At 60.8% G+C, this 12,903-nt stretch carries 12 protein-coding genes; 11 read left to right on the top strand and 1 reads right to left on the bottom strand.

Annotation, left to right across the window (positions count from 1 at the left end; all coding sequences use genetic code 11):
- Window positions 1–101: 101 nt before the first annotated feature.
- Complete coding sequence (locus AB4N53_RS02465; RefSeq protein WP_460117845.1) at window positions 102–782, bottom strand: alpha/beta family hydrolase; 681 nt, start codon at window positions 780–782, stop codon at window positions 102–104.
- A gap of 92 nt (window positions 783–874) precedes the next feature.
- Here AB4N53_RS02465 and ccoN (AB4N53_RS02460) point away from each other — a divergent pair, with 92 nt between their 5' ends.
- The 11 genes from ccoN (AB4N53_RS02460) (at window position 875) to AB4N53_RS02410 (ending at window position 12,902) form a co-directional block, all read left to right on the top strand.
- Complete coding sequence (ccoN, locus tag AB4N53_RS02460) at window positions 875–2,299, top strand: cytochrome-c oxidase, cbb3-type subunit I (protein ID WP_460117843.1); 1,425 nt, start codon at window positions 875–877, stop codon at window positions 2,297–2,299.
- Window positions 2,300–2,309: 10 nt separating this feature from the next.
- Window positions 2,310–2,918, top strand: a complete 609-nt coding sequence (gene ccoO, locus AB4N53_RS02455) for a cytochrome-c oxidase, cbb3-type subunit II (RefSeq protein WP_003223389.1) — start codon at window positions 2,310–2,312, stop codon at window positions 2,916–2,918.
- 3 nt (window positions 2,919–2,921) lie between these two features.
- Window positions 2,922–3,119 carry a cbb3-type cytochrome oxidase subunit 3 gene (locus AB4N53_RS02450; RefSeq protein ID WP_460117841.1) on the top strand — a complete coding sequence of 66 codons (198 nt, stop codon included), beginning with the start codon at window positions 2,922–2,924 and terminating at the stop codon, window positions 3,117–3,119.
- On the top strand, window positions 3,116–4,069 hold the full coding sequence (gene ccoP / locus AB4N53_RS02445; protein WP_460117839.1) for a cytochrome-c oxidase, cbb3-type subunit III: 954 nt from the start codon (window positions 3,116–3,118) through the stop codon (window positions 4,067–4,069). The genes AB4N53_RS02450 and ccoP (AB4N53_RS02445) overlap by 4 nt, the downstream gene beginning before the upstream one ends.
- 481 nt (window positions 4,070–4,550) lie before the next feature.
- On the top strand, window positions 4,551–5,993 hold the full coding sequence (ccoN, locus tag AB4N53_RS02440; RefSeq protein WP_039763035.1) for a cytochrome-c oxidase, cbb3-type subunit I: 1,443 nt from the start codon (window positions 4,551–4,553) through the stop codon (window positions 5,991–5,993).
- A complete protein-coding gene (gene ccoO / locus AB4N53_RS02435) occupies window positions 5,993–6,601 on the top strand; it encodes a cytochrome-c oxidase, cbb3-type subunit II (protein ID WP_007917161.1) in 609 nt (202 codons plus the stop codon). Before ccoN (AB4N53_RS02440) ends, ccoO (AB4N53_RS02435) begins: the two co-directional genes overlap by 1 nt.
- Before the next feature lie 5 nt (window positions 6,602–6,606).
- Window positions 6,607–6,792 carry a CcoQ/FixQ family Cbb3-type cytochrome c oxidase assembly chaperone gene (locus AB4N53_RS02430; protein ID WP_016775513.1) on the top strand — a complete coding sequence of 62 codons (186 nt, stop codon included), beginning with the start codon at window positions 6,607–6,609 and terminating at the stop codon, window positions 6,790–6,792.
- Entirely contained in the window at window positions 6,789–7,772 is a 984-nt protein-coding gene (ccoP, locus tag AB4N53_RS02425) for a cytochrome-c oxidase, cbb3-type subunit III (protein ID WP_125918526.1), read from the top strand. Before AB4N53_RS02430 ends, ccoP (AB4N53_RS02425) begins: the two co-directional genes overlap by 4 nt.
- A gap of 589 nt (window positions 7,773–8,361) precedes the next feature.
- On the top strand, window positions 8,362–9,777 hold the full coding sequence (gene ccoG / locus AB4N53_RS02420; protein ID WP_460117836.1) for a cytochrome c oxidase accessory protein CcoG: 1,416 nt from the start codon (window positions 8,362–8,364) through the stop codon (window positions 9,775–9,777).
- Between the two features lie 13 nt (window positions 9,778–9,790).
- A complete protein-coding gene (locus AB4N53_RS02415; RefSeq protein ID WP_460117834.1) occupies window positions 9,791–10,330 on the top strand; it encodes a FixH family protein in 540 nt (179 codons plus the stop codon).
- Between the two features lie 121 nt (window positions 10,331–10,451).
- Window positions 10,452–12,902: a heavy metal translocating P-type ATPase gene (locus AB4N53_RS02410; protein ID WP_460117832.1), complete on the top strand. Its 2,451-nt coding sequence runs from the start codon at window positions 10,452–10,454 to the stop codon at window positions 12,900–12,902.
- Window position 12,903 lies beyond the last annotated feature (1 nt).

The following is a 12,903-nucleotide window of genomic DNA, read 5'->3' as shown; positions in this document are numbered from 1 at the left end:
CCCCCAACAGCAAGATCAACAGCTACCCCCTCACCCCAGCCCTCTCCCCCAAGGGGGCGAGGGGGAAAGGGAGCCGATCTCCATGGAGAACAGAATCTCGGTCAACCCTTGAGAAACTCGGATACTTTCTGCGCGGCGCTGGCCAAATGCTGTTCATGCGTAAAGCCAGAAGCCTTGAGCGGCTTCAAATCATGATCCCCCGCCACCAACCAAAACACCTCAATCCCCGGCGCTAACGAATACCCCTCAACCGCCTCGCGATTCCCCAGAGCATCCCGCTCACCCTGCACAATCAACGTCCGCGTCTTCAAACCAGCCAAATGCTCAACCCGAGGCTTCTCCGGTTTGCCCACCGCATAAAACGGATATCCCAGACACACCAGCGCATCAGCCCCCAACTCATCAGCAAGCAAACTAGCCATCCGCCCGCCCATCGACTTCCCGCCAACAGCCAAAACCCCAGCGACATGACGCCGCACAAGCGCAAACACCTCCCGCCAGCAATCCAACAGTTTCGGCGCAGGATTCGGCGGCCGCTTCACCCCATCCACCCGCCGCTGCGCCATATAGGGAAACTCAAAGCGCAACACGTTGACCCCAAGCCCGGCAAGGCGCCCGGCCATGTCGTTCATCCAGTCGCTATCCATCGGCGCCCCCGCCCCGTGCGCCAGTATCAAGGTTGCCGAGGCCTCAACAACAGCGGCATCCCAAAGCCACCCATGATCACGCACACACTGTGCCCATTGATCCCCGTCAATACTGGCCTTGTGCTGTTTGTCCATGCTTGCCTCGCTTTTAGTCTGCCTATAACTCCAGACGAAGGATTCGCGCCGTTTGCGCGCGCTCACTTCGGCTGAACCGTGGATGGGGAACCATGAACACTTCTATCAGTACCGCCTACAACTACAAGGTGGTCCGCCAATTCGCCATTATGACGGTGGTGTGGGGCATCGTCGGCATGGGCCTCGGGGTTTTTCTCGCGGCGCAATTGGTCTGGCCGGAACTCAACTTCAATTTGCCCTGGACCAGTTTCGGCCGTCTGCGCCCGCTGCACACCAACGCGGTGATCTTCGCCTTCGGTGGCTGTGCGCTGTTCGCCAGCTCCTTCTACTCGGTGCAACGCACCTGCCAGACGCAATTGTTCGCGCCGCAAATCGCCGCTTTCTGCTTCTGGGGCTGGCAGCTTGTGATTCTATTGGCGGCGATCAGCCTGCCGCTGGGTTACACCAGTTCCAAGGAATACGCCGAGCTGGAATGGCCGATCGACATCCTGATCACCATCGTCTGGGTCGCCTACGCGATCGTGTTCTTCGGCACGATCATGCAGCGCAAAACCAAACACATCTATGTGGGCAACTGGTTCTTCGGTGCGTTCATCATCACCGTGGCGATCCTGCACATCGTCAATAACCTTGAGTTGCCGGTAAGTTTCACCAAGTCCTATTCGCTGTACGCCGGTGCAACCGACGCGATGGTGCAGTGGTGGTATGGCCACAACGCTGTGGGCTTTTTCCTCACCGCCGGCTTCCTCGGCATGATGTATTACTTCGTGCCGAAACAGGCCGAGCGCCCGGTGTATTCGTATCGTCTGTCGATCGTGCACTTCTGGGCGTTGATCACCCTGTACATCTGGGCCGGCCCGCACCACCTGCACTACACCGCACTGCCGGACTGGGCGCAGTCATTGGGCATGGTGATGTCGCTGATCCTGCTGGCACCGAGCTGGGGCGGTATGATCAACGGCATGATGACCCTCTCGGGCGCCTGGCATAAGTTGCGCAGCGACCCGATTCTGCGTTTCCTCGTGGTCTCGCTGGCGTTCTACGGCATGTCGACCTTCGAAGGTCCGATGATGGCGATCAAAACCGTCAACGCCCTCTCCCACTACACCGACTGGACCATCGGCCACGTACACGCCGGCGCACTCGGCTGGGTGGCGATGATTTCGATCGGCGCGCTGTACCACATGATCCCGAAAATCTTCGGCAAGGCGCAGATGCACAGCGTCGGCCTGATCAATGCGCATTTCTGGCTGGCGACCATCGGCACCGTGCTCTACATCGCCTCGATGTGGGTGAACGGCATCGCCCAGGGCCTGATGTGGCGCGCAGTGAACGAGGACGGCACGCTGACCTACTCCTTCGTCGAAACCCTGGTGGCCAGCCATCCGGGCTTTGTCGTGCGGCTGATCGGCGGGGCGATTTTCCTCAGCGGCATGTTGCTGATGGCTTACAACACCTGGCGCACCGTGCGGGCCTCGCAGCCTGCCGACGTCGTCGCTGCCGCGCAGATGGCCTGAGGAGTCCGCCATGAAACACGAAACGATTGAAAAGAACGTCGGCCTGCTGATGCTGCTGATGGTGTTCGCCGTGAGCATCGGCGGCCTGACCCAGATCGTCCCGCTGTTCTTCCAGGACGTCACCAACAAACCGGTGGAAGGCATGAAGCCCTACACCGCGCTGCAACTGGAAGGCCGCGACATCTACATTCGCGAAGGCTGCGTCGGTTGCCATTCGCAGATGATCCGCCCGTTCCGCGCCGAAACCGAACGCTACGGGCACTACTCGGTGGCCGGTGAAAGCGTCTGGGATCACCCGTTCCTGTGGGGTTCGAAACGCACCGGGCCGGATCTCGCCCGGGTTGGCGCGCGCTACTCGGATGACTGGCACCGCGCGCACTTGTACAACCCGCGCAACGTTGTGCCGGAGTCGAAGATGCCGGCCTATCCGTGGCTGGTCACCCAAGCGGTCGACAGCAGCCACACCGAAACCAAGCTGAAAACCATGCGCACCCTCGGCGTGCCGTATACCGATGACGACATCAGCGGCGCGGTCGCCAGTCTCAAGGGCAAGACTGAAATGGACGCCCTCGTTTCCTACCTGCAAGTGCTCGGCACTGCAATCAAGAGCAAGAGGTGAGTCATGGTCATTGAAATGAGTGCAGGCCTGATTCGCGGCCTCGGCACGGTCGTGGTGTTCGTCGCGTTCGTCGGCCTGACCTTGTGGGTGTTCAACCGCAAGCGCAGCCCGGAATTCGCCGAAGCACGCCTGCTGCCGTTCGCCGACGAACCACTACCCGAAACATATTCAGCCCCTGAAACAAGGAGTACCCGGCCATGACCACCTTCTGGAGTACGTGGATCTGCGTACTGACCATTGGCAGCCTGATCGGCCTGACCTGGCTGCTGATCGGCACCCGCCGGGGCGAGACCAAGGGCAGCGTCGACCAGACCATGGGCCACAGCTTCGACGGCATCGAGGAATACGACAACCCGCTGCCGCAATGGTGGTTCATGCTGTTCGCCGGCACGCTGGTGTTCTCGGTGGGCTATCTGATTCTGTATCCGGGCCTGGGCAACTGGAAAGGCATCCTGCCCGGCTATGAGGATGGCTGGACCGGCGTGCACGAATGGGAAAAGGAAATGAACAAGGCGGACGCCCGGTTCGGTCCGATCTTCGCCAAATTCGCCGCCATGCCGCTGGAAGAAGTGGCCAAGGATCCGCAGGCGCTGAAAATGGGTGGTCGTCTATTCGCCTCCAATTGCTCGGTGTGCCATGGCTCGGATGCCAAGGGCGCGTTCGGCTTCCCTAACCTCGCCGACAGCGACTGGCGCTGGGGCGGCGATGCCGAGACGATCAAGACCACCATCATGGGCGGCCGCATGGCGGCGATGCCGGCCTGGGGCGAAGTGTTGGGTGAGGCTGGGGTGAAAAACGTTGCCGCGTATGTCCGCCACGAACTGGCCGGCCTGCCACTGCCCGCCGACAGCAAGGCAGATCTGCAAGCCGGGCAGCAGGCGTTCAGTACCACTTGCGTTGCCTGTCATGGCGCCACCGGCCAAGGCACTGCGGCGATGGGCGCGCCAAACCTGACCCATCCGGCCGGCTTCATCTATGGCACCAGCCTGACCCAGTTGGAACAGACCATTCGCCATGGGCGCCAGGGACACATGCCAGCGCAGAATGAGTTGCTGGGCAACGACAAAGTGCAATTGCTTGCTGCTTATGTGTACAGCTTGAGCAATAGTTTGAGTACAGAAAAAACTTTAACTGAAGACACAATAAAATAAATCTTGCGTACACAACTGCCGCGACTTTTTCGCCGCGGCAGTTTCCCGCCCCCTTGCGACGCATTGTCGCACCCCTTGCTACCTCACCTTTCGGTTCGCCTGATTCGGGTCTACGCTTGTTCCAAAGCAGACCGGTGCGTGACTGTTACAGATGCCCCGCAAGCGACGCGTCCGATAAAGCGGCCTGTGGATTTGCCGCAAAGGCAGGCAGTTAACGGCTGTTACGCCGATTGCCTTGTGAAACCCGATCAAGACCTGTTAGCAGGCATCGTTGACGGCGATCCGGACCCGGCGTTTTTTTCACTCACCGAGACATTTTGTCAGAGGCCATTTTTGACCCTACTCGGCGCATGGAAAGGCCGCAGAATCAGCGTTGGAAAGCATTGACCCAGGTCATGGCGCGTTGCAATGACCCCCTGCTTTATACATACTTGCGGCCGATTTTATCCCTATAAAAATACCCAAACCGTGGAACCTTAGAATGAGCACAGCAATCAGTCCGACTGCTTATAACTATAAGGTAGTCCGCCAGTTCGCCATCATGACGGTGGTCTGGGGGATCCTTGGCATGGGGCTCGGTGTCTTCATTGCCTCGCAACTGGTCTGGCCGGAACTGAACTTCGGTCTGCCGTGGACGAGCTTTGGACGCTTGCGCCCGTTGCACACAAACCTGGTGATTTTCGCCTTCGGCGGTTGTGCACTGTTTGCCACTTCCTACTATGTCGTGCAGCGAACCTGCCAGACGCGACTGATTTCCGACAGCCTCGCGGCCTTCACCTTCTGGGGCTGGCAAGCGGTCATCGTCGGCGCCATCGTCACCTTGCCGCTGGGTTACACCACCACCAAGGAATACGCCGAGCTGGAATGGCCGATCGCGATTCTGCTGGCGATTGTCTGGGTCACTTACGGTCTGGTGTTCTTCGGCACCATCACCAAGCGCAAAACCAAGCACATCTATGTCGGCAACTGGTTTTACGGCGCGTTCATCGTGGTCACCGCGATGCTCCACATCGTCAACCACATGTCGCTGCCGGTCAGCCTGTTCAAGTCGTACTCGGCCTACTCCGGCGCCACTGACGCAATGATCCAGTGGTGGTACGGCCACAACGCCGTGGGTTTCTTCCTGACCACCGGTTTCCTCGGGATGATGTACTACTTCGTGCCGAAACAGGCCGAACGCCCGATCTACTCCTATCGTCTGTCGATCGTGCACTTCTGGGCGCTGATCACCCTGTACATCTGGGCCGGCCCGCACCACCTGCACTACACCGCCCTGCCGGACTGGGCGCAATCGCTCGGCATGGCGATGTCGATCATTCTCCTGGCGCCAAGCTGGGGCGGCATGATCAACGGCATGATGACCCTGTCGGGCGCCTGGCATAAATTGCGCACCGACCCGATCCTGCGCTTCCTCGTCGTATCGCTGGCGTTCTACGGCATGTCGACCTTCGAAGGGCCGATGATGGCGATCAAGACCGTCAACTCGCTCTCGCACTACACCGACTGGACCATCGGCCACGTCCACGCTGGCGCCCTCGGCTGGGTGGCGATGATTTCCATCGGCGCGATCTACCACATGATCCCGAAACTGTTCGGCCGCGCGCAGATGCACAGCACCGGGCTGATCAATGCGCACTTCTGGCTTGCGACCATCGGTACCGTGCTCTACATCGCCTCGATGTGGGTCAACGGCATCACTCAAGGCCTGATGTGGCGAGCAATCAACGATGACGGCACCCTCACCTACTCGTTCGTCGAAGCGCTGCAGGCCAGCCACCCGGGCTTCATCGTCCGTGCGCTGGGCGGCGCTTTCTTTGCCAGCGGCATGCTGCTGATGGCTTACAACGTGTACCGCACCGTACGTGCGTCGGATCCGGTTGAAGCCGAAGCCGCCGCCAAGATTGCCGTCGTTGGAGCTCACTGATGAAGCATGAAGCTGTCGAGAAGAATATTGGCCTGCTGGCCTTCTTCATGGTCATCGCCGTCAGCGTCGGTGGCCTGACCCAAATTGTTCCGCTGTTCTTCCAGGACGTCACCAACAAGCCGGTCGAGGGCATGAAGCCACGCTCGGCGCTGGAACTGGAAGGCCGCGACGTGTACATCGCCAACGGTTGTGTCGGCTGCCACTCGCAGATGATCCGGCCGTTCCGCGCTGAAACCGAACGCTATGGCCACTATTCGGTTGCCGGTGAAAGCGTCTGGGACCACCCGTTCCTGTGGGGTTCCAAACGTACCGGTCCGGACCTGGCCCGTGTGGGCGGTCGTTACTCCGATGACTGGCAACGTGCGCACTTGTACAACCCGCGCAACGTGGTCCCCGAGTCGAAAATGCCGGCTTACCCGTTCCTCGTGGAAAACAAGCTCGACGGCAAGGAAACCGCGAAAAAAATGGAAGTCTTGCGCACCCTCGGCGTGCCTTACACCGACGAAGACATCGCCGGTGCACAGGATGCCGTGAAGGGCAAAACCGAAATGGACGCGCTGGTGGCCTATCTGCAAGGCCTGGGCACCATCATCAAAAGCAAACGGTGAATCTGATGGATATCGGGATGATTCGAGGCCTGGGCACCGTGGTCGTGATGGTGGCCTTCATCGGTCTGGCCTTGTGGGTGTTCAGCCCCAAGCGCAAGTCGGAATTCGACGACGCGACCATGCTGCCTTTTGCCGATGACCCCGAAGCCATCAAGCACGTCGAGCAAGCTTCTAGGAGTAACAAAGAATGACTACATTCTGGAGTCTGTACGTCACAGTCCTCAGTCTCGGTACGATCTTCGCCCTGACCTGGCTGCTGCTGTCGACCCGCAAGGGCCAGCGCAGCGAACAGACGGACGAGACGGTCGGCCACTCCTTCGACGGGATCGAGGAGTACGACAACCCCCTGCCGAAATGGTGGTTCATGCTGTTCGTCGGCACCATCATTTTTGCTCTGGGCTATCTGGTGCTGTATCCGGGGCTGGGCAACTGGAAAGGTCTGCTGCCGGGCTACAACTATCTGGATAACGAGAAACAGACCGCGTTCGCCAACGGCCAGACCGGCTGGACCGGCGTCCACGAATGGGAAAAGGAAATGGCCCGTTCGGACGCGCGCTTCGGTCCGATCTTCGCCAAGTTCGCGGCGATGCCGATCGAAGAAGTCGCCAAGGATCCGCAAGCACTGAAGATGGGCGGCCGTCTGTTCGCGTCCAACTGCTCGGTGTGCCACGGTTCCGACGCCAAGGGCGCCTACGGTTTCCCCAACCTGACCGACGCCGACTGGCGCTGGGGCGGCGAGCCGGAAACCATCAAGACCACCATCATGGGCGGCCGCCACGCGGTGATGCCGGCGTGGGCGGAGGTGATCGGCGAGCAAGGTGTGGCTGACGTAGCGGCCTTCGTGGTGACCAATCTCGACGGGCGCAAACTGCCGGAAGGCACCAAAGCCGACCCGGCCAACGGCCAGAAACTCTTCGCCGCCAACTGCGTGGCCTGCCACGGTCCGGCCGGCAAAGGCACGCCGGCCATGGGCGCGCCGGACCTGACACACCCGGGCGCATTCATCTACGGCTCAAGCTTCGCGCAACTGCAGCAGACCATCCGTTACGGCCGCCAGGGCCAGATGCCTGCGCAGGAACAATTGCAGGGCAATGACAAGGTGCATTTGCTGGCGGCGTATGTTTACAGCTTGTCCCATGGTGAAAAAGCGCCGGAGGCGAAGGCTGAGTAAGGCCAACGTTTAAAGCAAAAAAGGCCCCGCCAATGGGAATTGGCGGGGCCTTTTTATTGGATGGGTTACGCGTTGAGACGTTTTGTTGATAGACCCGTGCCCACCGTGCCCTGTAGGTTTTCTTCAGCCCGATGAACCGCATCGGATCGATATTCAGGATGAAGCCGACATGCACGAAAGCACACCCTCACACTTCCACCCCTGCCCCGATTATCAAGTCACGCTAGCAAAAACGCCGGCGCAGCCCAACAGTACATTTTCGCAAAACGTCTCGGCCAATCGAGGTAACGATAGCGGTCTGGACAGCCTGGGCGGCGGCAGATTGCCCGGACCCGGGAGACGCAGGGCTCAACCCTTGGGAACGGTGAATTAGCCACCCCAGCAAAACCGTCCATACTCAACAAGTCAATTGATCTGCGTCAGGCTTGTGCGCAATCGCTACACCATCCGCATTTTTTACCCAACGCGACCAAAGGTCGCACCCTTGAGCCAGAGCGGCAGGCGTATCATCGCGCTACTGCAACAGCCTTTTTGACCTCGATCGGCACGTATCGACCGAGGCATTTTTCCACTGCCGTGGGATGCAATGATGAGCAATCAGATTCCGGTACACGACGTCACGCCACCGAGCAAGAACGCGAACAACAGCGTCGACCTTTATGCCTCGCGAGAAAAAATCTACACCCGTGCCTTCACAGGCATGTTCCGCAATCTGCGGATGCTTGGCGGTGCGGCGTTGTTTCTGCTGTATTTCGGTACGGTGTGGCTGAACTGGGGCGGTCACCAGGCGGTGTGGTGGAACCTGCCGGAGCGCAAATTCTTCATCTTCGGCGCGACTTTCTGGCCGCAGGATTTCATCCTGCTCTCCGGGCTGTTGATCATTGCCGCGTTCGGCCTGTTCTTCATCACCGTGTACGCCGGGCGCGTCTGGTGCGGTTATACCTGCCCGCAGAGCGTGTGGACATGGATTTTCATGTGGTGCGAAAAGGTCACCGAAGGCGACCGCAACCAGCGCATCAAACTCGACAAGGCGCCGATGAGCGCCAACAAGTTCCTGCGCAAACTGGCCAAGCACTCGCTGTGGCTGCTGATCGGTTTTGTCACCGGCATGACCTTCGTCGGCTACTTCTCGCCGATCCGCGAACTGGTCATCGAGTTCTTCACCGGCCAGGCTGATGGCTGGTCGTATTTCTGGGTCGGTTTTTTCACCCTCGCCACGTACGGCAATGCCGGCTGGTTGCGTGAGCAGGTGTGCATCTACATGTGCCCGTATGCGCGCTTCCAGAGCGTGATGTTCGACAAGGACACGCTGATTGTTTCCTACGACCCGCGCCGTGGCGAAAGCCGTGGGCCGCGCAAGAAAGGCATCGACTACAAGGCGCTCGGTCTGGGCGATTGCATCGACTGCACGATGTGCGTGCAGGTCTGCCCGACCGGCATCGACATCCGCGATGGCCTGCAGATCGAATGCATCGGCTGCGCTGCGTGCATCGACGCTTGCGACAGCATCATGGACAAGATGGATTACCCGCGCGGGCTGATCAGCTACACCACCGAGCACAACCTTTCGGGGCAGAAAACCCATAAACTGCGTCCGCGCCTGATCGGTTACGCCGTGGTGCTGCTGGCAATGATCAGCCTGTTGGTCGCCGCGTTCTTCATGCGCTCACTGGTCGGTTTCGACGTCAGCAAAGACCGCGTGCTATACCGCGAAAACGCTGAAGGCAGGATCGAAAACGTCTACAGCCTGAAGATCATGAACAAGGATCAGCGCGACCACACTTACCTGCTGCAAGCCGAGGGCTTGCCGGACCTGCGCCTGCAAGGCCAGCGCGAGATCAAGGTTGCCGCCGGCGATATCGTCAGCATGCCGGTCGAGTTGTCGAGCGCACCGGAACAACTGCCATCGAGCACCAACGAGGTGAAATTCATCCTCAAGGACGCCGATGACGACAGCGTCCACGTTGAAGCCAAGAGCCGATTCATCGGCCCACAAATCCGTTGAGAGAATTTTGAACATGCCCGCTGCGAACGCCGCAAATCCCTGGTACAAGCACCTCTGGCCGTGGATCATCATCGCCATCCTCGCCTGCTCGGTGGCCTTGACCCTGTCCATGGTGACCATCGCGGTGAACAACCCGGACAATCTGGTCAACGACAACTATTACGAGGCGGGCAAAGGCATCAACCGTTCACTGGATCGCGAGCTACTGGCGCAGACCCTGAAACTGCGTGCAGCGGTGCATCTGGATGACGTGACCGGTGAAGTCGATCTGCGCTTGAACGGTGACAGCCTGCCGCAGACCCTGGAATTGAACCTGATCTCGCCGACCCAGCCGGAAAAGGATCGCAAGATCTTGCTGACCCGCAGTGACAGCGACAGCGGGCGCTACATCGGTCAGTTGAGCGACAAGGTTGAAGGGCGGCGGTTTGTCGAGTTGCTCGGAAGCCAGGATGAGCACGTGTGGCGCATGTTCGAAGAAGAGCTGGTCAGCCATGACAAGGAACTGCTGCTGGGTGACGAGCCATTGCAGGGTGCCGAAGACCTGAAAAAATAAAACCTGCGCTTCGCGCATTCGCGAGCAGGCTCGCTCCCACAGTGGATCTTCTGTGTTCACAAAACCTGTGGTAGCGAGCCTGCTCGCGAAGAGGCCCTTGCGGACGACATAAACTTTCCTGATGACCAGCCCAACCCCCTGCTACCACTGCGCCCTGCCCGTCCCATCGGGCAGCCGCTTCACCGCTGTCGTCCTCGGACAATCCCGCGAGTTCTGTTGCCCGGGCTGTCAGGCGGTGGCCGAAGCCATCGTCGCCGGTGGCCTGGAAAGCTATTACCAGCATCGCAGCGAAGCCTCGGCCAATCCCGAATCGCTGCCGGTGCAACTGACCGATGAACTGGCGCTGTACGACCGCGCCGACGTGCAGCAACCGTTCGTGCGCCACGAAGGCGATCTGGCCGAAACCACCTTGTTGATGGAAGGTATCAGTTGCGCCGCTTGCGGCTGGCTGATCGAGAAACACCTGCGCACCCTGCCCGCCGTCGCCGAAGCGCGGCTGAACCTGTCCAACCATCGCCTGCATGTACGCTGGGCCGATGCACAACTGCCGCTGAGCCAGATCCTCGCCGAACTGCGCCACATCGGTTATGCCGCTCACCCATACCAGGCCGACCGCGCCAGCGAACAATTGGCCAGCGAGAATCGCCTGGCCCTGCGCCAACTCGGCGTCGCCGGGTTGCTGTGGTTTCAGGCGATGATGGCGACCATGGCCACCTGGCCGGAATTCAACATCGATCTGAGCCCGGAGCTGCACACGATCCTGCGCTGGGTTGCGCTGTTTCTGACCACACCGATCGTGTTCTACAGCTGCGCGCCGTTCTTCAAAGGCGCGATGCGCGATTTGCGCACCCGCCACCTGACCATGGACGTGTCCGTATCGCTGGCGATCGGCAGCGCTTATATCGCCGGGATCTGGACGTCGATCACCGGCGTCGGCGAGCTGTACTTCGATGCGGTCGGCATGTTCGCGCTGTTTCTGCTCGCCGGACGCTATCTGGAACGCCGCGCCCGCGAACGCACCGCTGCTGCCACTGCGCACCTGGTCAACCTGTTGCCGGCCTCGTGCCTGCGCCTGGATAGCGATGGCCAGAGCGAACGCATCCTGCTGAGCGAGTTGCGTGTAGGCGAGCGGATTCTAGTGCAGCCGGGCTCTATTCTGCCGGCTGACGGCAAAATCATTGATGGCCAGTCGAGCATCGACGAATCGCTGCTGACCGGCGAATACCTGCCGCAGCCACGCACACTGGGCGATGCGGTTACTGCGGGCACGCTTAATGTCGAAGGCGCATTGACCGTGCAAGTGCAGGCGCTGGGACAGGACACGCGTCTTTCCGCGATAGTGCGCCTGCTCGATCGCGCTCAGGCGGAGAAACCGCGTCTGGCGGAAATCGCCGACCGCGCCGCGCAATGGTTTTTGCTGCTGTCGCTGATTGCCGCAGCAGTGATCGGCCTGCTGTGGTGGCAGCTGGACTCAGCGCGGGCGTTCTGGATCGTCCTCGCCATGCTGGTGGCGACCTGCCCGTGCGCGCTGTCATTGGCGACGCCGACCGCCCTCACCGCCGCCACCGGCACCCTGCACAAACTCGGGCTGCTGCTGACCCGTGGCCATGTGCTGGAAGGCTTGAACCAGATCGACACAGTGATTTTCGACAAGACCGGTACGCTCACCGAAGGCCGGCTGGTGCTGCGCTCGATTCGCCCGCTCGGCGCGCTCGACAGTGAGCAATGCCTGAGCCTCGCTGCTGCGCTGGAAAACCGTTCGGAGCACCCGATCGCCCGGGCGTTCGGCCGTGCGCCACTGGCCGCCGAGGACGTGCACAGTACGCCGGGGCTGGGCCTGGAAGGCGTGGTCGGTGAGCAACGCTTGCGCATCGGTCAGGCGCCGTTCGCCTGTGCCCTGAGCGGCGCGGCGCTGCCGTCGCTGCCCGATGAAGCCGGTCAATGGTTGCTGCTCGCCGACACTCAGGGGCCGCTGGCATGGTTCGTCCTTGACGACCGCCTGCGTGACGATGCCCCCGCTCTGCTCGCGGCCTGCAAAGCGCGAGGCTGGCGCACCTTGTTGTTGTCCGGTGACAGTTCGCCGATGGTCGCCAGTGTCGCCGCCGAACTGGGCATCGACGAGGCCCGTGGCGGCTTGCGCCCCGATGACAAACTGCAAGTGCTGCAACAACTGCACAAGGAAGGACGCAAGGTGTTGATGCTCGGCGACGGCGTCAACGACGTTCCGGTGCTGGCTGCGGCCGATATCAGCGTGGCCATGGGCTCGGCCACCGATCTGGCGAAAACCAGCGCCGATGCGGTGTTGCTGTCCAACCGCCTCGACGCCTTGGTGCAAGCCTTTACACTGGCGCGGCGCACGCGCCGGGTAATCATCGAAAACCTGCTGTGGGCGGCGCTGTACAATGGCCTCATGTTGCCGTTCGCCGCCCTCGGCTGGATCACACCGGTGTGGGCGGCGGTCGGTATGTCGATCAGTTCGCTGACCGTGGTGCTCAACGCCCTGCGCCTGACTCGCCTGCCGAGCGCGCCGGCCGCCGGCAGCCCGCCCCAAACCCGCCCGCTGCCGGCCTGAG

The organism is Pseudomonas sp. H3_E04, from assembly GCF_054668915.1.
This window is presented reverse-complemented; position numbering and strand designations above follow the sequence as displayed.